We start from the raw sequence: 23,208 nt of genomic DNA, 5'->3' as shown, positions 1-23,208 counted from the left end.
TTTATGGAGAAATTTCATCTTTCGTTGGTCGATGTATTGATCATTGTTGTGGAAACACTGGCAGTGGTGGCCATTGGGCTGGTAGCTGCCAAAAAGATAAAACGGACGGCGGCAGGATATTTCCTGGCTGCGGGCAACATGCCCTGGTACCTGATCGGCGCTGCCTTTGTGGCAACAAGCGTGTCCAGCGAGCAGATAGTAGGTACCATGGGCGCCACCTACAAGGGCGGGCTGGCTATTGCGAACTGGGAGTGGTGGGCGCTGCCAACGTACCTGCTCATGATGGTATTTTTTATCCCGATGTATTTGCGCAACAAGATAACCACCGTGCCGGAATTGCTGAACCGCCGGTTCGGGCCCATTTGTGGCGCTATTTATAGCATCGTGATCCTCATCGGCTACATTTTTGTATTTCTGCCGCCGGTCATATACGGCGGCAGCGTTACTATCAGTGAGCTCACGGGGTGGAACATTCAGTATGTAATGGCCGGCATTGTGGTGCTAACCGCCAGCTACACGCTGCTGGGGGGCTTAAGCTCCGTGATGTGGACAGACGCTATTCAATGCCTGCTGATGATTGCGGGCGGCGTGCTGTTCTTTTTTGTGGCGCTCAATAAAATACCGGGCGGCTGGGGCGCCATGATGGAAGCTTCTCCCGGGCGTTTCCACCTGTACATGCCGCCATCCAGCCAGGAGGCGCCATTTGCCGGTTTGATACTGGCGTCTTTCGGCGTATTCCTGTTTTACCAGTCCTCCAACCAGGTGATGATCCAGCGCGTACTGTCTGCGCGCAGCACCTGGGACGGTATGATGGGGATCATCTTTTCAGGTTTTATCAACCTGGTGAGACCACTGGTAACATGCCTGCTGGGCCTTATTGTTTATCACTGGCTGGACGTGATGAAGCAGGGCCCGTCCCTGCTGCCTGACCAGCAGGACAAGGCCTTCCCCGTAGCGCTGGAGCTGTTTGCGCCTTCCGGGCTGAAAGGCGTGATCCTGGCCGGCTTTTTTGCTGCCGTGATGTCTTCCATCAGTGCGCTGGCCAATTCTATTGCTACCATCTTTTCGCTGGACGTGTACAAACGTTTCTGGAGAAAACGAGCCGGAGACAGGGAACTGATCATTACCGGCCAGCTTTCCGGCGGTATGGCGTTGCTGATAGGGGTGATGATAGCCCCCCTGGTGGCTGATGTGGGATTGTTCAAATATTTTCAGACCGGCGTTACCTACATGGCCACCCCGTTTATTGCCGTATTGCTCATGGGACTGCTATGGAGAAGAACCACCTATGCCGGCGCCATTGCGGGGCTGGTTGGCGGCGTATTGATCCAGCTTGGGCTGGCGCTGCTTTTGTACGCGTTGAACATCAAAATGAACTGGTTGTATGAAGGGGCTATTGCCGAAGCGCTTACCATGCTGCTCATCATGGCGGTATCTTTGTTAACGCCCGCTCCGCCGGAAACGCAGGTCACCCCTTTCCTGTGGAAGCTGGCCTGGCTGCGGTCTCTGAATGAAGAAGACAAGAGCCGGCCATGGTTCAGGAAGATCAAGTTCTGGTTACTGGTATATGCGCTGGCATGGTGTTATATTTATTGGCGGTTCTGGTAGATCAGGGGTGTTTATTATGTCATACATAATTCGTACTTTGTCTGAATAACTACGAGACAAATGAGACGTTTATTGACCGGCATCCTGCTGTTGCCCCTGGCAGCAAATGCACAACTGCGGGTGGCCCCCATCTTTTCAAACCACATGGTATTGCAGCGGGACGCACCCATCCGCATTTGGGGTAAATCACTGCCAGATAAATCAGTTACTGTCCGCTTCGCCGGAAAGGAACAAAAGACTTTAGCAGGCAAAGATTCGTCCTGGCGCGTCTCCTTTCCCCCGCAAAAATTCAATGCCTCCCCTCAATCCATTTTTATTAGTTGCGATCATCAAAAGATAGAACTGGAGGATGTGCTGATAGGAGATCTCTGGATTGCCTCCGGCCAGTCTAACATGGAGTGGCCCATGGTCCGTGAAATGCACTGGAAAGCGGAAACCGCCAATACAGATCAGCCACTGATACGGTTAAACAGCCCTCCGCCTGCCGGCCGTTATGTATACGGTGTGCCTTATAATGATTCATTAAACAAGATTAAATAAAGACAGTTTCTATTTATGGCGCGGCTGGCAGGGTTGTGACAGCAATACCGTTAAGGCCATGAGTGCAGTAGCTTATTATTTCGCCAAAACGATTGTAAGCAGGAAACAAATACCCATTGGCATTATCAATCTCTCTATCGGCGGAGCGCCAATTGAAACGTTCATCAGCAGAGCGGCCCTGAACAGCAAGTTTGTTTCGAAACTCAAGGGCAACTGGCTGGAGAATAAAAACCTCCCGGAATGGGTACGGCAAAGAGGAAAGGAAAATGTAGGCGGAAATCCTGAAGGCTACAGGGACGATCTGGGATTGAACCACGCCTACAAACCCGGTTTCGCGTACGAGACAGGCATCAGGCCTTTACTTTCTTTTCCCGTTGCCGGAATCATCTGGTACCAGGGAGAAAGCAATTCGCTGGAAAAAGAAAGAGTGGAGGAGTACAGAGCGCTGATGCAGTTGATGATCAGTGACTACCGCGAAGGCTGGAAGCAGCCGAAGATGCCTTTTTATTGGGTGCAGCTATCCTCCATTGACACAGCCAGGTATGCATCAAAATACTGGCCGGTGTTCCGGGATGAACAACGGAAACTGCTGGCAGCGGTGAAGCATGGGGGCATGGCAGTTTGTAGCGATCTGGGGTTCAGGAATGACGTACATCCTACCAATAAAAAAGATGTGGGCGAACGGCTGGCCAGGTGGGCATTGAAAGACGTTTACCATGAAGACGTCATCCCCTCCGGGCCGCTGCCGTTGCATGCAGCATATGCAGGCGGAAAAGTAAGGATAACATTTCAGTACGCAACTGGCCTGAAAACCGGAGATCATGAAACGCTGCGCGGTTTTTCGCTGGATGGGGTTACAGATGCTCCAGCCGTTATTCAAAACAACGAGGTGATCATTCCAGTAGCCCGGAAACCGCAGTTTGTCTACTACGGCTGGAAACCTTACAGCGATGCCAACTTGGTTAACGGGGAGGCTTTACCCGCCTCCACGTTTAAAATACCTGTCAGGTAAACAAAACACTTACTTTGCAACCAGTGCCTGGCCTTCGAAAACTATCCCAGGCCAGCCATGCGCCATAAATTGCCTGATGTTTTGATGGTCTGCCCCTTCGGGGTTGTTTAACACCGCCTGGTAATGTTCTGCAAACAGGTACAGTGTATCTTCCTTGCTCAGCTGGTTCAGTTGAGCAAATGAAAACACCTTGGCGCTACCCTGGTTTTGAGTGGCTTCATTATAAGCCTCCCCGTTTTTGAAGGCTGTTGGCTGGTGTTGATAATGCGCTTCTATAAATTCGATTACCTCTTTGAACGTCAGGGTCCTGGTTTTCAACTTATCGATTAAAGCGGGTAATTGTTCTTTCATGTACTATGATGTAAAAGGGGCAAAAATAGAAAATATGTATTAAAAAGCGGGCCGGCTTTCAAAGCCGGCCCGTTGTGTCTATGCCAGTTGCTGACTGACGTAATGATCAGTTGCCCGCTGTATGAAAGCCGCCAGTTGCCTGCCGGGCAATTCTTTCCTGCCTAGCCTGCAGCGCTTTTTTGTGCCCTTCCAGCGCCTGCGCCAGGTCAAACGTAGGATCGTCAAGAATGTCACGGATCTCTTTCAGCGGAAAGTCCAGTTCCCGGTAAAAAAGTATCTGCTGCAGCCGTAGCAGCTCCTTTTCGCCATACAGCCTGTACCTGGCCTGGGTACGGACAGATGGTTCCAGGAGGCCCATCTTGTCATACAGGTGCAAGGTGCGCACACTTACACCCGCCAGCCTGGCGAGTTTTTTTACAGAATAGTTGTCCATCGTTTGGGTTTATACCTTGTGAAGGCAAATATAGGGTATGACCTAAGGTAAGAGTCAAGAGGGAGGGCAGGTTTTTTGCGATGTACATTCCGATTGTTTCGTTTATTTCGTTTATTTCCATAACTTTGACGTGAAAAATCAATGAGATATGGAAGCGATACTTGAGAAAACCACCCGGAGTGACCAGAAAATAGCCAGGGCGTTAAGGTCCAGGGTTACTGAAGTATCCGCAGCGGTAGCAAAAACGAACAGTAATACAATTCCCTTGCGGATTGCCGGTTATAAACAGCCTTTTGAGATACCGAAATCGGCCATGACCCTTCTTTTCACGATCCTGGACAACATGGCTGACGGCAACTCTTTTGCATTGTTCCTTTCGGATAATAATGCAGAGATCAGTACCCAGCAAGGAGCAGATCTGCTGGGTGTATCCAGGCCGCATCTGGTCAGCTTGCTGGAGAAAGGTGAAATACCTTTTCATAAAGTTGGAACACACCGCAGAATACAATTGAAAGACCTGATAGCTTACGACAAAAAAATCAAAAAGAACAGGACCGATAAGCTGGATTTTCTGGCTGATCAGGCTCAGGAGCTTAACCTGGGATACTAACCTGCATGAGTGATGTTAAAAAGTTTGTTGCCGTACTGGACGCTAATGTTCTGTACCCGGCCCCCTTACGAGATTTTCTTCTGCGCCTGGCTGAGACCGGCTTATACATTCCGAAATGGTCTGATGAAATTCACGATGAATGGATACGGAATTTGCTGCAAAAACGGCCTGATTTACAGGAGGGCCAGTTGAATAAGGCCAGGCAGGCTATGGATAGCGCTTTCCCTGATTCAAATGTAACTGGTTTCAAAAGCCTGATTGCTGGTTTGAACTTGCCAGATGACAATGACCGGCATGTATTGGCCGCGGCCATAAAATGTGAAGCGGATGCTATTATTACATTCAATAAAAAGGATTTCCCTTCCAGGAGCATCAGGCCGCTCGATCTCGAAATAAGGAACCCCGATGAATTTGTAGTATTTCTGCTGAAAGCTAACCGGCCGAAAGTACTACAGGCGTTGCTGAGGCAAGTAAACGCTCTGAAAACGCCGCCTCAAAGCAGACAACAAGTGTTATCTACCCTGGAGAAGTGCGGCTTGGTGCAAAGCGTTTGCATGATAACTGCGGCGTGAAAGAGGGGCAGACCGTGCCGGAACAGTTCGCTAAAAAAAAGCAGTTGGCGGTAAACCCGCCAACTGCCCATTATCTTCACTACCTCGCAACCCTCGCCGCTCCTCCCAACAATTCCCCCCGCAGCATCAAATACCCGATGTAACAAGAATACGCCGCATACTGCGCAGTATCCGTAACGGTATTATTCCCCTGCTGCAATATCGCCATCTTGTCAAACTGTTCGGCAGACACACGGAACTCTACCGTATGGTTGCCCGCGGGAATGTCTTTGAAATAGAAATACTGCGGGCGGTAGTAGGTGCTGTATTTGTCAAACCGTTTCTTTTGCGCCAGCAGGGTACCGTCTACGTATATGTCCAGCTGCCCGGTTCCCGGCCCTACAATATCGTAGAGCCCTGCCAGGGTGCCGTTGTACTGGATGCTGGCCACGGCGGAATCTTCGCGGTCTCCCCGTTTCAAATCGGGGAATTTGGCGCGCAGGTGGCCGGGGAGCACCGTGTCTGTGCTGGTGATGGTGGTCCATTGCCCGGTGTAGCTCAGGCTGCTGGCGGGCAGCATTTTGGCGTCTTCCCAGTTATCACTGTCAAAGGCGGCTATAAGGCGGTTGGCGGGCGGCGTGGTGATCAGCGAGAACGAGTCAAGCGCCTGCGCCAGGGTGGCGGCGTACAGCATGTGGCCGGTTTCGGGGTAGGGATGGGTACCGTCTTTGGAGAAAACGATCTTGCCGGGATGGTCTGCCGGCAGCCCTTTGAACACCAGCGAGCCGGCTTTATACAACTGTATCACACTGTCACACATCAGCACGGAAGGTATGCCGTAATGATCAGCTACATCTTCCATGGCCTGCATGGCACGGGTTATGCCGCCGGCTACCAATGCGGGGGCGGTGGTTTCGGTAACGGTATATACAAAGCAGATATCGGTGTTGGCGTTGGCCGTCCATATCTGGCGGACAATGCCTTCCATGGTTTTATGAAGGATGGTGGTGGGAAGGCCGTTGTCATTCACGGCAAACTCTACGAACACCAGGTCTGGCGCTTTGGCCAGCACGTCTTTCTGCAGCCTGAAAACGCCCAGGTCTGAGCCGGTGCCGCCAATGCCCGCGTTCACCTGGGTGAGCGCGGCGCCGGGGTATTGTGATTTCAGCCGGTTAAAAGACTGGTCTCTCCACCCGCTGCCGGCTTCTGTAATGCTGCCGCCCAGGTAGGCTATTTTTACACTGTCTCCGGCATTCAGTTTCGTGAAGAAATTGACAAGCCCCGCTCTGCCGGGGTGCTGCGCACCTGGCGCCACGGTATCTGCCAGCAGGCTCATTTTGTTGATCTCAAGTGGAGTGATGGCCTGGCAGTGTGCAAAAAGCAGGATGCAGCACAGCACCTTCGTAATACGTTCCATAGTTAGTGAATTTTAAAGTAGTCTACATTGCCCACACCGGAGCCTCCGTTGAACACAAAATACACGTCCTGCAGGCCGGCGCCGCCGGTGAGGGTGGTGGTTTGCTCCTGCAATTTGTCGTACCCGCCTGTTGACACCGTGGTCAGTTCCCCAATAAGCGTGCCGGTGGGGCTGCCTAAACGTACTTGTACCTTTTTCCCCGCACCGGTGGCCGTAACGCCGAGCCTCACGGTAAACTGGCTGTAGCCGGTCTTCAGGTCTACCTGGTTGAACTTCACCCAGTCGTTATGGTCGCAGGAGCCAATGTACATGCCCTTGTGCTGGATGCCAAACATCTGGTCAAAACTTTCCGCATGCAGGTAAATGTCGTCAGAGCCGGGCAGCAGGCAGGAGGGGGAAGTGCCTGTATTTGGAATGCTGTAGCCGGGAGGGCCCCAATTACGCGCAGGGTCCTGGAAATTTACCGGTGCTTTCGTGGCAAAGCCGGTGGGGGAAAGAATGTACGTCCAGCCGGAAAGGCCGGGGTCTCCCTGTACCGGGAAGCTGTCTTTCATTTCGTAGTGGTAGCCGCCGGTGTTGGCAATGCCGGTGGAATAGTTGTAATACAGGTTATGTTGTATCACGGGGGGCACTACGTCCCCGGTTTTGAGATAGGCGCCTCCGGCGCTGTCTATGGCGTATTGGGAGATGATGATGTTCTTTTCAAAGCGGTTGCCGGTCATGGTGGCGGTACCGCGGATGGCGTAGTTCAGCACGGCCATTTTACCGGTGCTGCCCAGGTCGAGAATGTTGCCGGTGATGTTATTGTTAAAGCCGCCATGCACGAGTATAGGCTGCCTGCCGGTACCGGCCATGATGTTGCCGCGCACGGTGGTGTTGGAAGTATGATCATCCAGGTACACGGCGCGAACAAAGTTGTCAAACTGGCCATAGTCACGGATGAAGTTGTTCTCGATGAAGATGCTGTCAGAGAGGATCGTTCTGTCGTTGGTATAGATGGCGGCCCCGTCCCGCGCGGTGATGCAGGTGTTCAGCAGCGCATTGTTCCGCACTTCGGTGCCGGAAATATCGTCTCCGGTTTGCAGAGACCATACGCCGATGCCGTAACCGGTAGTGTTCCTGATCACATTGTTCAGGATGCGGGTATTCGGCACTGTTCCCTGCGTATTGATGCCGGCGCGGTCCCAGCCGGGGGCAGGCACGTTGCCATCTTCCACAATATTATTGCGGATGGTATTGTGGGCAGCGGGGCCGTAGGTGGCGTTAAAATAAGGCGCGGCATTGCTCCAGCCGCGGCCGCCGTGTATGCCAATACCGCGACTGGTAAAATTGCGCACCAGCAATCCTTCTATAAGAATGTGGGAGCCGCCCAGGATGTCTATCACGTCCTGTATGCCATTACCGTCTATAACGGCGGAGTTGACGGGGTCTCCGGGATACGTTTTCCAGGTTTGCCCGTTGTCACTTGAATCAAGAATGAAAGTGGCGCTGCGGGTGTAGGTGCCTTCACGCAGGTAGGCAGTTTTGATGGCGGAGGCCCGCATGGCGCTCCGCGCGCGCTCCAGCGTGAGGAACGGCGCTGTAATGGTGCCGCTGTCTGCATCATTTCCCGTAGGGGAAACATAAAAGGCGGCGGAGTCTATAGTTGACCAGCATGAGTTGAGGGTGTTGCCAAGCGCCAGCTTGTTCTGCAGGAGTACGGATTCTGTACGTTCTGAGCAAGACATGCAGCAGTAGCATAACACCAGTAAATTGAGGAACCTCATTTTGTAACAGTTTTTATGATTGAACAAATAGAATGAACAGTTTTTAGTAAAACTTGAAATAGTCAAAACTTCCAATGCCGGCGCCGCCTTTGAATATGATGTACAACCGGTGTGTTCCTTCCTCCAGTTGCAGCGCTGCTGTTTGTTCCCGGAAGCTGGCATACCCGCCGGTGTATCCCAGCTGCAGCAGGGCCACGCGGCGTCCGGTAGGAGAACCAACCCGCACTTCTACCTGCGGTTGCCCGCCGCGTGACGTTACGGCCGCCCTTGCCGCGAAAGTTGTGAAGCCTTTTTTGATGGTCACGTTGTTGAAGCAAACCCAGTCGCCATTGTCACAAGAGCTGATGGCCATGGAAGGCATGCGGTCAAAGCCGTTGCCCAGGTGTATGTTGTCCAGCATTTGCGCGGTGGCGGAATCTCCGCCGGCCAGTACGGCAATTCCGTTTTTGCTGATGCCGTACAGGCTGTCGCAGCTTTCGGCGTGGAGGTACACGGCATCTGTGCCCGGTGTCAGGCAGGAGGGCGGCGTGCCGTTGCGGGGAATGCGATAGCCCGGCGGCCCCCATGCGCGTTTGAGCGGGCGGAAGGAAAGGGGGGCGTTGTAAATGATGCTGTTGCTGTCAACAGTGTACTCCCAGTCTGATATATGTGGATTGGCGGTAAGCGGGTAACTGTCTTTCAGCATGTACAAAAGCCCGCCGGTGTTGACCACGCCGGTGGAATAAGAAAAATAGAGGTTGTGGCTGATGTCCGGACAGGAAACGTTCCCGAATTTTCGGAAGGCGCCTCCTGAAATATCTTCGGGGTAGCTTGAGAGCACAATGTTACCCCTGAACCGGTTTTCTTCCATGGGCCTTTTTTTATGCGCCGCGTAGTTGAGCACGCAGGGTTTGCCGGAGTTGCCGAGGTCAATGATATTACCTTCTACCACATTGTTGCTGCCGCCGTGAATCAGCAGCGGCTGCGTGCCGGTGCCTGCAATGATGTTGGCGCGTACGGTGATGTTAGAGGCCCAGTCATCCAGGTAAATGCCGCGCAGCTCGTTTTCGTATGCGCCATAGTCGCGGATGAAATTGTCTTCCACCACAATGTTGGTAGAGGCGGCCGTTCTGTCGCAGATATACACTGCGGCGCCGTCTTTGGCGCCCGTGCAGGTATTCAGCACCACGTTGCCCTGCAGCAGCGTGCCTGATATGTCATCCGTTTCCTGCAAAGCCCATACGCCAATACCGTAGCCGGTGGTGTTCCTCACCACGTTGTGAAGTATCTGCGTATGGGGGGTGGCGCCCTGGGTGTTAATACCGGCGCGGTCCCAGCCGGGTGCGGATATCTTCCCGTTCTCCACAATATTGTTCCGGATGATGTTGTGCTTTGCCGCATCAACGCTCTCGCTAAAATGCGGCGCCGCATTTCTCCATCCTTTCCCGCCATGTACGCCAATACCCCTGCTGGTATAGTTCTTTACAGTGAGGCCGTTGATGGTGATGTTGCTGCCTCCCATGATCAGCAGTACATCGTTCACGCCCTGGCCGTCTATCACGGCACTGTTGGGCGCGTCTGCCGGGTGCCCGCTCCAGGTGCTGCCGCTGTCTTCGCTGGTGAGTATAAAACTTGTGTTGCGTTTGTATGCGCCGGTACGGAGATATACTTTTTTTACCGCAGATTGCCGGATGGCCGTGCGCGCCCTCTCCAGCGTGAGGAAAGGTTTTTTAATAGAACCGTCTGCCGCGTCATTCCCGCGCGGTGAAACAAAATAAGCCGTGTCTGTTACGGTAGCCATCACGGGAGAAGCGGAAAACAGAGAACATCCCGCCGTTATGATATACCTGGTAAATCGATCTTTCATGCTGTGTCTTGAAAATTTGTTATTGTACGAGTTTGGCGGCCAGCCTATATGCTTCCGGGTTGTATGGCACCCGGTGCTGCAGCAGCAACTGGCAAATTCTCAGCCTGCCCTTGCCGGATGCGGCCTCCGCTACGGCCATGTTGCCGCCAATGCCTGTTTTGCCCCATGATGTATTGCCGGTGCTGACAATGGCTGTGAGCTGGTCAGATTCGATCATGTTATCCAGCAGCGGGCGGACGAGTTGTTTGCTGCCATCGTACCAGAACCTGAAACCCAGCGGCGCCGCATCTTTTACCATAGGGTGGCCGGTAAGCGGAGAAGCAAAGTAATAGCTGCCCATGTTGCATGGGTGGATGGTAAACGTTTTGCCTGCCACGGTATGCTGCCCCGGCGAGGCCTGCAGCAGCACCATTGTTTTACCGCCTGCCACCAGCGCGTCCAGTTCCCGCCGCCGGGACTGGTAGGCGTTCACATCATCTACCAGCAGTACATCCGCCCGGGCGGCATCCGGCAAAACATCCCATGGCATGTCTGCCGCCAGTGCCGCCGCGGGGCCTCCCATGCCAGCCAGCCACACCTTGCGGCGCTCTTCTGCCGGCCGCGGATATACTTTTATGATGATGGATGATTCATGCTGCGGGCGCCCTTCCGCATCAAATAGCGCTATTCTCAGGGTGGCGTTCTGCGGCTGGTTTACTTTCGGCAGCCGTACAGGAATGAAGCCCTGGAAAGTGCTGCGCCCGGCTTCGATACGGGCGCCGGCCATGTTGGAAAAAACAATGCGGTTGTTCATTTCCAGCTGGTATTTGATGGTATAGCTGGCGGGGGCTTGCTGCAGGTCATTGGCTATCCATGCTTCTATGGGAACAGTATCTTGACTGAATGCCTGGAAGCGGTCTGTGCGGAGTTGTATGGCCAGGGGAGACAAGGCATCCCGGTACGCGTACCAGGCCTGTTTGGGTTTGCGGTCTACGTCCATGATGGCTTTCATCCAGCCGGCGGGAAAGGCGTCTATGAACAGGTGAATGGCAAAACTCACCATGCGGTTATCCCGCCGGAAAGCTTCCGTGGTGAGTTGGGTGATGGTGGCCTGGTGCTGCTGGCTGGCGGTTACCCAGTCTTCCAGGCTGTGCTGCGTGTTGTACCACATGTAGTGGAACTTGCCTGTCTGCGCGGCCGGTATCTTTGAAGGGCTCCAGTTGTGTTCTTCCGCTTTGTTCTGCGGCAGCCAGGCGGCGGGGTAATACTTGCGCATAGTGGCCACCGGTTCAAGCGCTTCCGATCCAAATTCGCCGCAGGCATAGTGCCAGCCGGGTTTTACAGGTATCCAGTAACCTTTGAACATTTCACCCAGCCCCAGGCCGTGCCCGTTGTACCAGCCGTTATAGCAGTGGTTGTCAGGGAGGCCGGGGGAGGGCGGGTCGTAATCGCCATCACCGGCCTTGATCACCCTGTCCGGGTTAGACAGGAGCACGGCCTGGTCTGCCGCGGTGAAGAAACGTTCAAATTCTTCATAGGTATTGAGATGCCGGTGGGGATTGCCTTCGGCGTTGGGAAACCTTTCGTTGATGTAAGTGACCATGATATTACACGGATGTTTACGCACGAGCCTTTCCATCTCCTCCGCCTGCCTTACAGCTTCCGCAAACCGGTTGCGCCGCAGCACGCCGAACAGGGGCAGGTCTGTTTGCGTCATCAGCCCCAGCCGGTCGCAGTAATCATAGATCTCATCCTGCACGGGCATCTGCGTCATCCTGATAAAATTCATATGGGTCAGCCTGGCCAGCAGGATGTCCTCTATAAGCTGCGCTTTATTCCCGTTCATTACGCTTTGCTGAAAGGCGCCCATGGTGTTGGCGCCCCGCAGGCGGATGGGCTGATTGTTGAGGTACAGGCTGCCGCGTGGGGCCTGCATGGTATCCATACGGAAGGAGCGCATGCCGAAGGCCTGTTTGCGGGTATCCAGCACATTGCCCTGCTCGTCAAGCAAAGCCAGCTGCAGCTGGTAGAGCCATGGCGTTTCATTATTCCAGCGCCGCGCGCCGGGAATATGTATCCTGAACCGGAGGAAGTTGACGCCGCTGCCCATCGGCAATTCCTTGTGCACATTGTCTGTAGCCTTGGCCAGGTCTCCCACGCCGGGCACCTGTACGGTGGCGGGCCGGTAGCGGCTGTTCTCATATACAACGGCGCTGAAGTTCTGACCGTACAGGCTATGCCTTACCGTAATGGTTTTCCTGCCCGTGGCCGCATTGTTCACCTCCAGCCACACTTCCGCGGTGTCTGTGTCTTTAATGGGGCGCACAAATACATCATGCACATGCACGGGGTTGCGGGCTTCCACGTATACCTGCTGGTAAATGCCCATCCCCGGCGGGCAGTGGTGCCATCCCCGCTGCGGCTCATTGTAACCGGGGCCGGTGGCCGCATACAGCTTGTCTCCGTTGCGCGCCATGGGCTCATCATTTTCCACCTTCACCAGTATCTCGTTGCTGCCGGTGTTCACGGCGCGGGTAATGTCAAACTCGAAGGGCGCAAAAACACCTTCATGAGAGCCGATGTACTGCCGGTTAATGAACACATGGGCCTTATAGTCTGCTCCCCTGAAATGAATGAACAAGGCGCCTTTGGCCAGCATCTCTTTCGTTACTTCAAACTGCCGCCGGTAGTAGGTAACGGCCTTGCCCAGCGGTTCGCCGTAGTGGGGGATGCGTACTTGCTGCCATTCGCCGTTGCCCTGCAATACACCGGGAAAGTCTTTTTTGTCTGCGCCGGTCTCTTTCCGCCAGGCAAATGAATCCAGCGGAACGCGGGTGCGTGTTGTGGCAAGGGCGGGCGCCAGCTCCTGCAGGAAGGGCTCGAATTTTTTCCGCAGGCTGTCCAGCGCGGCGTGCATTTCACTTTCTGTGTCCAGCTTGTTCATGGGCCGGAAACCGGCGGAAGGGCGGTTGCCTGTGGGCAGTTCAATGGGCGGCAATGGCGCGGGCTGCGGCTGTACCAGCAAGTGAGTTCTCACGGCGGGCACCTTGTTGCCAATGGCCGCAAATTTATCTGTGTCTTGCGCCGCGGCCAGGGCCGGGCACAGGCATCCTGTCACTACTGCGCATAGCAATAGCTGATGATGCCGTAAAAAAGGTATCATACTGAAAATTGGGTTGAGAGATATTTTACCAGTCCAGGTTCTGCGTAAGCGCGCTGTTTACTGAAATTTCCCTGATAGGTATAGGGAACAACAGGTGTTTCCTTTCCAGGTTTTGCGCGGCCAGCGCTGATTTCTGGAGCTTCTCCGGCGCGTTGGCCATCACATAGTCTGCAAAGTCTTTCATGGTGCTGAGGTAAATGCCCCAGCGTATGAGATCGTAACGGCGCAGCGCTTCCACGCACAGCTCGCGGGCGCGCTCGTCCTGAATGAATTGCAGGAAGTCTGCCTGGCTCAGGCCTGCCGGTGCGTCACAATCCGCGGGCATGTTGACCGGCTGGCCATAGGCCCTTCTGCGCACCTGGTTGAGCGCTTCATACGCCGTACCGGTGGGGCCGTGCAGGTGGTTCTCCGCTTCGGCCAGCATGAGCAGCACGTCTGAATACCGGATGATGGCAAAGTTTTGCGGCGTGTTGTTGCCGTGTTTGGGGTTTACCGTTTCATATTCCCGGCGCCACTTGCCGATGTTCTTTGTCCAGTTATCTGTTACCGGCGTTTTTACCGCGTTGGTCCTACCCGTGAATACAAAAGGCGCGCAGTTCCAGTCACGGCGGTGGTCTCCTGCTTCATACAGGTTGTACAGCTTGATAGTGGCGTTCACGGAGGCAAAGCACTGGCCCAGCTCAACGTCCTGGCAGAGCACGCCGATGTTGTTGCCGATGCGGCCGCCCTCGCGGTAGTTGTCCAGCGTATTGCCGAAGAACTCAATTTCCCAGAGGCTTTCCTTTATATCGTATTTATCCTGGGCGTAGTTGATGAACACCTGCTCATAACTGGGGTTGAGCGCATGCTCGCCAGATTCTGCCACTTTCTTGGCCCATTTGAGCGCTTCTTCGTAACGGCTTTCATCTTGCAGCGGGTAACCCGCCATGTAGAGGTTTACGCGGGCCAGGATGGCCTGTACGGCGGTTTTGCTGACCCTCCCGGAAAATCCCAGCTTCGTGATGGTCTGCTCCTGCAGCAGTGTTTCTGCCCTGGTCATGTCTGCAATGATCTGCGCGTATACCTCCCGGCTGTGCGTACGGGGATATTGAATAGATTCCGTGGCAACGGTGGGGGCCAGCTTCAGCGGCACGTCACCAAAGTTGGTGACCAGAATGAAGTAATAAAAGGCGCGGAGGAAAAGCGCCTCCCCGTGCAGGATGTTGCGCCTGCCTTCATCCATGGCGGGGCGGTTGATGCTGGCCAGCAGCACGTTGGCCCTTTCTATGCCTTCATAACATACGCGCCAGAAGTTATTGATGTCCGAGCTGGAGGTTTCGTAACTGTTCACCGTAACGCCAACGCTGGGCATGCTGCGCTGGTAAGACTCGTCCGTGCTGGAATTGTACGTCCACGACATTTTATCGCCATACAATTCCGAAGCGCCCAGCCGGTCATACACGCCGTTCAGGGCATAGCGCAATTGTTCTTCAGTGGTATAATAACTCTCCGTAGTCAGGAAGTCTGTAGGTTTGGTATCCAGCAGCTTGCCGCAGGAGGCCAGCAGCAGGGATGAGCATATGATGGAAGATATCAGTTTCATAACCGGTGTTTAAAAGTGTTAGAAGGATACGTTAGCCCCAAGGGTTACGGTCAAAGCGCGCGGATAGGCGGAATAATCGAACCCGGGCGTGAGGTTGGAATTACGTGTGGACACTTCCGGGTCAGGGCCGGAGTAGTTCGTCCACGTCAGCAGGTTCTGCGCGGCGGCGTACACCCGCAGGCCTTTCATGCGGATGCGGCGGAGCACGGAGCCGGAAAAGTTGTAGCCGAGGTTCACGGTTTTCAGCCGCAGGTAAGAGCCGTCTTCCAGCACCCTTGTGGAGTAATACATGGGCCCTTGCCCGCCGGAGCGGAAGAGGGTGTTGCTGGGGTTGTCCGGCGTCCACCGGTTGGCGTAGCTGGCGTACTGGTTCAGCTGCTTGGTAGAGGTGCCGTTGCCTTCAAATATCAGGCGGTTGGCGTTGAAGATCATGTTGCCGTAAGACCACTGGAAAAAAATGTTCAGGTCAAAGTTGCGGTACGTGAAGTTGTTGCTGAAACCGCCGGCGTGTTTCGGAATGGCCCGGCCTATGAGCGTGAAATCGTCCGCATTCACCACCAGGTCTCCGTTGATGTCTTTGTACTTGATGTCTCCGGGCTGAATGCTGGCGCGGGAATTACCGTTGGTGGCCACGTCATCTCGCAGTATGTACTTGCCTGCGGCGTTTTTGGTAAAGTCATCGTACTGGTATATACCGTCCCATATCAGCCCGTAAAACTGGGCAATGGGCTGGCCAATACGCGCGGTATACAGCGCCACGTTAGAGTAGCTGCCCGCAAAAGATACGCGGGATTGTATTTCCGGCTGGTCATAGGAGAGCGCCAGTATCTTGTTCTGGTTAAATGCAATGTTGAAGTTGGTAGACCAGGAGAAATTTTCCCGGCGTATGTTGATGGTGTTCAACGTCAGCTCCAGGCCCTGGTTCTGTGTTTTGCCCACGTTCTTGTAAGACCGGATGTAACCGGTAACATAAGGCACCTCGGCATTCAGCAGCAGGTCGTTAGTTGTTTTGCGGTAAATGTCCGCGGTGAGGGATATCCGGTCTTTGAACAGCGTAAGGTCATACCCGATGTTGGCCTGTACGGAAGTTTCCCACCGGAGCGTGTTGGAGCCCAATGCGCCCAGCGCCACGCCCATTTCCGGCGTGGCGTTGTTGAAGCTGTAGCCGCTCACTACCGGCAGGGAGAGGGTGGAGAGGTAGGGGAAATCGCTGATGCGGTTGTTACCGGACTGGCCCAGTGTTAAACGGAGCTTGGCGTCAGACACAAAATCCAGGCCTTCCATAAATTTCTCCTTGCTCATACGCCAGGCAAAGGCGCCGGAAGGAAAGTAGCCCCACTTGTTGCCGGCCGCAAACTTGGAAGAGCCGTCTGCCCTGAAGTTCAGCGTAAACAGGTACCTGGACGCAAACTCGTAGTTCACCCTGCCAAGAAAGGAAACAAGCCCCCAGGAAGAGCTGCTTTTGCTGATGTCTACTACGGGCGCTTCATCCAGCCCGTCTACTCCCAAAGATTCATTGGGCACCAGTTTGGCGGACATGCCCATGCCTTCAATGGTTTTTCCCTGCATGGTAAAGCCGCCCATCACGTCCAGCCGGTGTTTTTTGCTGAAGGTTTTGTTGTAGGTGAGGGTGTTGGAATTCACCCAGTCATTGGAAATAAAGTCAGACACGCTGCCGTTCACTCTATCTGCCCGGTACCTGTTGCCCTGGCTGGTGCTGGAGTTGAAGAACTTCTCCGTTCTTGAGCCGGAACGCTGAATGCCGCCTGATACCTGCAGCGTGAGGTTGGGCATAAAATTATACTGGATGAAGCCGTTGGCAACGAGGTTGTTGTTCCGGTTCAGCCGGTGCTCGTTACGCATGGAAATAACGGGGTTGATGAGTATCTGGTTGGCCGCCTGGTCTTCGTCTACCACATCAAACAGCTCATCCAGCAGGTCACGCTTGCGGATGCCTGAGGTAGGCCGGTAACCCAGCACGTTGTAGATATAGCTGTAGGTATGGCCCGCGGGGTTTTCCGCAAATACCGAGCCGGTAGCTTTGGTAGTACTGTAGTTGGCATTGATGCCGATCTTCAGGTTTTTCATTACCTGCTGGCTGATGTTCACCCTGCCCTGGTAACGCTGAAAGCCGGAGTTGATCACAATGCCCTGCTGGTCTAACGCATTCAGGGAAATGGCGTAGCTGGTTTTGTCTGTTCCCCCGCGTACGGCCACTTCGTGGTTCTGCATAACGCCGGTGCGGTACAGCTGGCGCTGCAGGTCGTCTGACTGCACGTGCTGGTAATGGTCAGGCGCCATGGTGCTGTCAAAATAAATGTCTTTCCGCGCAGGGTCTATCTCCAGCTGGTATTGCACAAAATCTGCAGCGTTCATCATGCTGGCGTACTGGATGTTTTCCATGATGCCGAAAGAAGGATTGTAGGCAATCACCGGCTCGCCCTTTTTACCTGATTTGGTGGTGATGATCACTACGCCGTTGGCGCCGCGGGCGCCGTAAATAGCAGTGGCGGAAGCGTCTTTCAGAATGTCTATGGATTCTATGTCTGAAGGATTGATAGTATTGTTGTCAGGATTTTCTACCGGGAAGCCGTCTACTACGAACAGGGGCGAGTTATCCTGCGTAACGGAGCCTGCGCCCCTGATCACGATGTTGCTGAGAGAGCCGGGCTGCCCGTCTGTGGTAGACACGGTAACACCCGCCACGCGGCCGGCCAGCGCTCCTTCAAAGGTAGGCACCGGCGCTTTCAGCATGTCTCCCATGTTCACATGGCCTACGGCGCCCGTCAGGTCGCTGCGTTTTACGGCGCCGTAGCCTATCACCACTACTTCATCCAGCCCGCTGTTGGCCGGCTGCAGGTTCAGGTCAAGCGTACGCCTGCCGGCCAGGGCCACCTCTGTGGGCTGGTAGCCGATGAAAGAAAAAACGAGCGTGGCGTTGGGCGGCAGCGAAAGGCTGAACTGCCCGCGTGCGTCCGTTACCGTGCCGCCGGCAGTGCCTTTTACTTTTACAGACACGCCGGGCAGCACAATATTGTTCTCTCCCCGCACTACGCCGGTGGTGGTGATGGTGGTGTCTGCAGGCGGTGGCGGGGTGTTGCCGGCCTTTTCTTTCCGCCTGATGAGGATCATGTTGTTGTCAATATCATAGGCCAGCTGCTGGCCCTTCAGGCACTCGTTCATCACCTGCGGGAGCGGCGCGTTTTTGACGGTCATGGTCACCGGCAGGGCGCCTTCAAATAACTGCTTGTTACAGACAATGGAAAAGCCCGTCTGCTTCGATATTTCGCTGAAAACCGTCTTCAGCGGCGCGCCTTTTACTGACAAGGTAACGCCCTGCGCCCTGGCGGTGGAGCTGGTGTAAAAACATGCAATACATAACAAGCCGGCAATAAATTTCATAACGTGGTATATTGGTTTTGAAAAAAGAAGTCCTGCCCGGGGCAGTCCCCGGTAAATTTATTCTGGTTTGATGGTGTTAGGTAACGTGGTTGTTCTACGGTCTTTTTTTCTCCTGGTAGATGGTTACTTTATTTCCGTTTATTTTATAATGAACACCGTTAGACGCCAGCAGCTTCAGCACGCTGGCCAACGGGAGCTGCCTGTTGATACGCCCCCAGAACAGCCCTGTTTCTCCTTTTGTTTCATTGATGATCTCTACATCGTACCACCGGGACACCTGCCGGAGAATAGCGGGCAGGTCTGCATCGTCAAATTCAAAGAAGCCGCTTTTCCATGCGGTCACCTTGTCTACATCCGCCGCTTGTACCGTGAGGGCGCTGGTGGCATTGTTCCTCACCGCCTGCTGGCCCGGCCGCAGCCGCTGCGTTACAGCGCCCTGTTTTACCAGCAGCGCGCCTTCCACCAGTGTGGTGTTGATGACCTGTTCATCAGCATAGGCCATGATGTCAAAGTGGGTGCCCAGTACCTGCACTTCCATGTCACGCACTTTTACGCGGAAAGGTTTATCCGGTTGCTGTGCAATTTCAAAGTAAGCCTGGCCCTGCAGCTCTACCGTTCTGTCTTTTCCGTTAAAGGCAACCGGGTAGGTGAGGCTGCTCACGGCGTTGAGCCAAACCCTGGTGCCGTCCGGGAGCGTGAGCCTGAACTGGCCGCCGCGGGGTATGGCGAGGGTGTTGTACTGCATGGGCTGGCCCTGCGCGCTCATGCCCTGGTAGGCCAGCTGCCCGCTGTCCAGCTTCAGTACGTTAATGCCACCCTGTTGGGCCAGCGTGCCGGTTCCGGCGCTGTCCAGCGTTACCTGTGTGCCGTCTGCCAGGGTCAGCACGGCCTTGTTGCCGCCGGGCGCTATGTTTGGCTCCTGAGGCACATCTGCTATATCAGGCGCCGCAGGGCGGTTGATAAACCAATATGCGCCGCCTGCCAGCACCAGCAGCAGGATGGCGGCCGCGGCTGCGTAAGTTCTCCACCGGCTGCTCACCAGGCGCGGCCTTTCTTCAAGGCTGGCAATGCAGCCTTTGATCTTTTCAAACAGCAGCGTGTCCGGTTCCCCGGGCACGCCTTGCTGCAGCACGGTTTCCTGGTATTGTTCCATCAGCTGCCGGAAAGCCGCCGCGTCTACCCGGCGCAGGCGCTCTGCCAGCATGGCCTGTTCGGCTTCTGTTATAGTGCCGGAAGCTGCTTTGTCTAATAATGATATAATATCCTGATGGTCCATCCTTGCTTGCTAATAAGACTGGTGAGATAATTGAAAGAACACCTCCGGCGAGAAATTTTTTTTAGATATTTCCTCAGAGGTCCTTTAAATAACTGTAAATCAGTAAAATAACGGGAATGTCTACACCTGCCTGCTGTTTCAGGTAGTCTTTTACAGACTTGACGGCCTCATACAACTGCTTTTTCACGGCAAACTTGGTGATGTTGAGCTGCCCCGCAATTTCATCCAGGGAAAGGCCCTCATTGTTCCGGAGCATAAAGATGCGGCGCTTTTGCTGCGGCAGGCGGTCAATGGCCATGCGGGCAATTTCATGGTATTCGTTCAGCTGCATCTTTTCATGTACTTCCGTATGGCTGTCCGGCTGCTGCTGTTGCAGCGCCTGGCCGGCTTTCTGCAATTGTGCCTGCTGCACCCGCATATCGTATAGCCGGTTCCGGGCCATGGTAAAGAGGTAAGATTGCGCAGACCGTATGGTAACGAGCGTTTCCTTGCGCAGCCACAATTTCACGAATATATCCTGCATCACTTCATCCGCATCCGGGCGTGAAAAGCCGGTAAGGGGCAGAATGAAGAGGTGCAGCCTGGGCTGATAATACCGGTACAGGCGGGCAAAGGCATGTTCATCGCCGGCTGCTATGCGTTGTAAAAGCTCATGTTCATTATGTAAGGCCTCGTTCATGAACGGGAGTTAAATGTCCCTTGCTGAAAGTGTTGGTTGATATTGAACGGGATAAAAATAGTAAAAAGCGGGAAATATCGGCAGGAGAAGAAGGGGCGGCACAAGACAACTAGACCGGCCGGAGAAGCAGGCCCCTCACAGGCACTGCTTCCCGCCGGAATTTGATTTATGATGAACCTTTAAAGGGGGAAAGAACGGTGACTGACCGCTATGCGGCAGGTCAGTCAATATTGATCATACGCGGCGGCTTTTGTTTCACCTCCTCGCGTTTGGGGATCACCAGCTTCAGCAGGCCGCTTTCATAGCGCGCCGTGATCCCGCTTTCGTCTACCACGTCTTTCGGCAGCACCAGCGTGCGCTGGAAAGACTGGTAGCTGAACTCCTTCCGGGTATAGTTCTCGTAGTCCTTACTGTCTGCCTTTTGTTTTTCTGAAGAAATGCTCAGCGTGTTGCCATCCAGCTGTACCTTGAAATCATTCTTGTCCATACCCGGGGCGGCCATTTCCACCTCGAAGTTGTCTGGTGTTTCTTTTATGTTGACGGCCGGTACGGTTGTACCGCTTGAAGAATAGTTGGAAAGGCCCCAGTTGTAGAGCTCACGGTTGAAGAAATCGTCAAACAGGTTGAATAAAGACGGAGTGGGTTCTCCATTCCTTTTGATGATAGACATAATTGACCTCCTTTTTTTGATAGTTAAACAATGTTGTTCAGATTATCATGGAAGGGCTATTTGCCTTTCTGAAAAGGCTTCATCAACCTGTGTGCCAAATGGCGGATGACAGTTTTTGCTGCCAGTTTTTCACTGTGCCGGGAAATTTTTGCAGGAAGGCTGTCAGCATTTACTTGTCAGGCACAACGCGCTGCTATCAGCCATCTACCGCGCCGGTTACCTGTTTATGGCGATTTTTTTATAGTTTGGCAGGCAAATCAGTAATTACCGTTAATTGTCAACCAGCCAGTCATACCACGAGAAAGACCTGCTGCAGCGCCTCGCTGAAGGAGACGCCAACGCCACCCAGGAGTTTTTCCAATCATACTTTCCCAGGCTGTATTACTTTGCTTATAAGCTGGTGGCTGAAGACGCCGAAGCGGAAGATATTGCGCAGGAGTCTTTGCTGAGCCTCTGGCAGCGGCGGGAGAGCTTTGCCGGCCGTACCTTGAAAGAGGCGGAGGCCTTTATGTTCACCGTGGCCCGGAACCGCTGTTATAATTATAACCGGGATAAAACCACCCGCAATAACAAGCTCTCCGAACTGGGAGCTGCCATGGAGCTGTCTGACAATTCTGTTGAGGCGGCCATTATCCGGGAAGATATTTTCAACCGCATATTTGAAGAGGTCCGGCAGCTGGGGCCCAACCAGGTGCAGCTGCTGAAGATGATCTTTGTAGACCACCTGGAAACGGCGGAGATCGCCGAAAGGCTGCAGATCACTCCGAATAATGTCCGCAACCAGAAAGCACGGGCGCTTGAAAAGTTGAAGACCGTGCTGCTGCGCAAGCGGCTGCTCACTCCCTTGATCTTATTTTTTTATTATTTTTTGTGATGCGGGGCAATACTCGCGTGTTTACTTTATCAGGCAGGCTATAGTATGAACAGCAACATACCAGATATTATTTATAAACAGCTCCGGGAAGAGGCGCTTTCCCCGGAAGAGCAAGCCGTGCTTGCCCGGTGGCTGGAGGCGTCTCCGGCCAACAGGGCGCTCCTGGAGCAGCTGTCCAATGAAGAAGAATGGGCCGCCTACCTGTCTGTAAGAACAGACGCCGGTAAAACCGGCCGGGCCTATGAGCGGTTCATGGAACGGGTACGCACGGAAAATGCCACGGGCGCGCCCGTACGCCGCATGCGCGCCATCTGGAAATGGGGCTGGGCTGCTGCGGCGGTTATATTGCTGGCGGTAGCCGGCCTTTACCTGATGCAAGAAAAGCAGGCAACCACACCGCCGGCCGTTGCTGCCACCGTAATTGCGCCCGGCAAGGAAGGGGCCATCCTGACGCTGGCAGACGGCTCCCGGGTGGCGCTGGACAGCCTGGATAACGGTGTAATAGCCACCCAGGGCGGCGCGCCCATATTGCTGCAAAACGGGCAGATAGTATATGGGCCGGGCGGTGAAGCGCCCGCGTTTAATACCATCAGCACGCCCAACGGCCGGCAGTTCCGCGTGGTGCTGCCAGACGGTACAACGGCCTGGCTGAATGCGGCCAGCTCCCTGCGGTACCCTACGCTGTTTGAGGGGAAAGAGAGAAGGGTGGAAGTAACCGGCGAAGTATATTTTGAAGTGACAAAAAACGCAGGCATGCCTTTCCATGTCAATGTGAACAATAAAGCAGGCATCATAGTGCTGGGCACGCATTTCAACGTCAACGCGTATGAGAACGAACGCACCATCAATACCACGCTGCTGGAAGGCAGCGTGAAAGTTTCCGAATCCCCGGCCGGCGAACGGTCCGCCATTCTAAAACCTGGTCAGCAGGCACAGGTTGCGCCGGCCGGCCCGGAAGGCATCAGGGTGGTGAACAATGCTGATATCAGCAAGGTGATGGCCTGGAAAAACGGTCTCTTCAATTTTGAGGACGCCACACTTGAAGAAGCCATGCGGCAGCTGGAGCGCTGGTATGATATTGAAGTGGTGTATGAAAGAGGCGTGCCGCAAATGCAGCTGGCGGGAAAAATGACGAAAGGGGTTACATTGAACGATTTGATGACAGGGCTTGGGAAAATGGGCGTGCGCTCCAGGCTGGAAGGCCGGAAGCTGATCATCACGCCGTAAGGGGGAAACTTTAGCAACACATTTATCTTATGGAACAGCAGCACCGGCCGCATGCGCGGCTGCGGGGCGTGTATTGCGCGCCCGCAGGGAACGTTTTGCCCCGCCGTGGAACGTGCTGCCGCAAAACATTGGCATGAGCACATCAACAGTATAACATCCGGCATAAAGATATTACCGGCCTTATCATAAAAAAAACCGCCGCGGTTGGCGCCGGGCGGTGAA

General features: G+C 54.2%; 18 protein-coding genes. 7 read left to right on the top strand and 11 right to left on the bottom strand.

The window, feature by feature from the left end:
• The first annotated feature begins 3 nt into the window (after window positions 1-3).
• Genes ABDW36_RS14220 through ABDW36_RS14210 form a run of 3 tightly spaced genes read left to right on the top strand, consistent with a single transcriptional unit; the run spans window position 4 to window position 3,160 of the window.
• Window positions 4-1,608, top strand: a complete 1,605-nt coding sequence (locus tag ABDW36_RS14220; protein WP_343702577.1) for a sodium/solute symporter — start codon at window positions 4-6, stop codon at window positions 1,606-1,608.
• Window positions 1,609-1,668: 60 nt separating this feature from the next.
• On the top strand, window positions 1,669-2,148 hold the full coding sequence (locus tag ABDW36_RS14215; protein WP_343702576.1) for a hypothetical protein: 480 nt from the start codon (window positions 1,669-1,671) through the stop codon (window positions 2,146-2,148).
• Window positions 2,149-2,206: 58 nt separating this feature from the next.
• Window positions 2,207-3,160, top strand: coding sequence for a sialate O-acetylesterase (locus tag ABDW36_RS14210; protein WP_343702575.1), 954 nt, complete (start codon window positions 2,207-2,209; stop codon window positions 3,158-3,160).
• A 9-nt stretch (window positions 3,161-3,169) separates the two neighbouring features.
• Here the strand turns inward: ABDW36_RS14210 and ABDW36_RS14205 are convergent, their stop codons facing one another.
• Together ABDW36_RS14205 and ABDW36_RS14200 are read right to left on the bottom strand one after the other, a co-directional pair.
• A complete protein-coding gene (locus tag ABDW36_RS14205) occupies window positions 3,170-3,511 on the bottom strand; it encodes a HopJ type III effector protein (protein WP_343702574.1) in 342 nt (113 codons plus the stop codon).
• Window positions 3,512-3,617: 106 nt separating this feature from the next.
• The gene (locus ABDW36_RS14200; protein ID WP_343702573.1) at window positions 3,618-3,944 is read right to left on the bottom strand and encodes a MerR family transcriptional regulator; all 327 of its coding nucleotides are present in this window, start codon (window positions 3,942-3,944) and stop codon (window positions 3,618-3,620) included.
• A 148-nt stretch (window positions 3,945-4,092) separates the two neighbouring features.
• Here ABDW36_RS14200 and ABDW36_RS14195 point away from each other — a divergent pair, with 148 nt between their 5' ends.
• The gene (locus ABDW36_RS14195; protein ID WP_343702572.1) at window positions 4,093-4,554 is read left to right on the top strand and encodes a helix-turn-helix domain-containing protein; all 462 of its coding nucleotides are present in this window, start codon (window positions 4,093-4,095) and stop codon (window positions 4,552-4,554) included.
• A gap of 5 nt (window positions 4,555-4,559) precedes the next feature.
• Window positions 4,560-5,126, top strand: coding sequence for a PIN domain-containing protein (locus ABDW36_RS14190; RefSeq protein ID WP_343702571.1), 567 nt, complete (start codon window positions 4,560-4,562; stop codon window positions 5,124-5,126).
• A gap of 79 nt (window positions 5,127-5,205) precedes the next feature.
• Here the strand turns inward: ABDW36_RS14190 and ABDW36_RS14185 are convergent, their stop codons facing one another.
• The 9 genes from ABDW36_RS14185 to ABDW36_RS14145 form a co-directional block, all read right to left on the bottom strand.
• Window positions 5,206-6,522: a GDSL-type esterase/lipase family protein gene (locus ABDW36_RS14185; RefSeq protein ID WP_343702570.1), complete on the bottom strand. Its 1,317-nt coding sequence runs from the start codon at window positions 6,520-6,522 to the stop codon at window positions 5,206-5,208.
• A gap of 2 nt (window positions 6,523-6,524) precedes the next feature.
• Entirely contained in the window at window positions 6,525-8,249 is a 1,725-nt protein-coding gene (locus ABDW36_RS14180; protein ID WP_343702569.1) for a carbohydrate-binding protein, read from the bottom strand.
• A gap of 82 nt (window positions 8,250-8,331) precedes the next feature.
• The gene (locus ABDW36_RS14175; RefSeq protein ID WP_343702568.1) at window positions 8,332-10,134 is read right to left on the bottom strand and encodes a carbohydrate-binding protein; all 1,803 of its coding nucleotides are present in this window, start codon (window positions 10,132-10,134) and stop codon (window positions 8,332-8,334) included.
• 19 nt (window positions 10,135-10,153) lie between these two features.
• A complete protein-coding gene (locus tag ABDW36_RS14170; protein WP_343702567.1) occupies window positions 10,154-13,276 on the bottom strand; it encodes a sugar-binding domain-containing protein in 3,123 nt (1,040 codons plus the stop codon).
• A gap of 25 nt (window positions 13,277-13,301) precedes the next feature.
• A complete protein-coding gene (locus ABDW36_RS14165; protein WP_343702566.1) occupies window positions 13,302-14,858 on the bottom strand; it encodes a RagB/SusD family nutrient uptake outer membrane protein in 1,557 nt (518 codons plus the stop codon).
• An 18-nt stretch (window positions 14,859-14,876) separates the two neighbouring features.
• A complete protein-coding gene (locus ABDW36_RS14160) occupies window positions 14,877-18,260 on the bottom strand; it encodes a TonB-dependent receptor (protein WP_343702565.1) in 3,384 nt (1,127 codons plus the stop codon).
• Between the two features lie 94 nt (window positions 18,261-18,354).
• A complete protein-coding gene (locus ABDW36_RS14155; protein ID WP_343702564.1) occupies window positions 18,355-19,536 on the bottom strand; it encodes a FecR domain-containing protein in 1,182 nt (393 codons plus the stop codon).
• A gap of 73 nt (window positions 19,537-19,609) precedes the next feature.
• On the bottom strand, window positions 19,610-20,215 hold the full coding sequence (locus tag ABDW36_RS14150; RefSeq protein WP_343702563.1) for a sigma-70 family RNA polymerase sigma factor: 606 nt from the start codon (window positions 20,213-20,215) through the stop codon (window positions 19,610-19,612).
• A gap of 220 nt (window positions 20,216-20,435) precedes the next feature.
• The gene (locus ABDW36_RS14145) at window positions 20,436-20,885 is read right to left on the bottom strand and encodes an Hsp20/alpha crystallin family protein (RefSeq protein WP_343702562.1); all 450 of its coding nucleotides are present in this window, start codon (window positions 20,883-20,885) and stop codon (window positions 20,436-20,438) included.
• A gap of 274 nt (window positions 20,886-21,159) precedes the next feature.
• On the opposite strand from ABDW36_RS14145, the gene ABDW36_RS14140 reads away from it, so the two are divergent.
• Window positions 21,160-21,759, top strand: a complete 600-nt coding sequence (locus tag ABDW36_RS14140) for a sigma-70 family RNA polymerase sigma factor (RefSeq protein ID WP_343702561.1) — start codon at window positions 21,160-21,162, stop codon at window positions 21,757-21,759.
• Between the two features lie 45 nt (window positions 21,760-21,804).
• The gene (locus ABDW36_RS14135) at window positions 21,805-22,986 is read left to right on the top strand and encodes a FecR domain-containing protein (protein ID WP_343702560.1); all 1,182 of its coding nucleotides are present in this window, start codon (window positions 21,805-21,807) and stop codon (window positions 22,984-22,986) included.
• Window positions 22,987-23,208: the final 222 nt, after the last annotated feature.

Origin of the sequence: Chitinophaga sp. (assembly GCF_039596455.1) — a bacterium.
Lineage (GTDB): Bacteria > Bacteroidota > Bacteroidia > Chitinophagales > Chitinophagaceae > Chitinophaga.
This window is presented reverse-complemented; position numbering and strand designations above follow the sequence as displayed.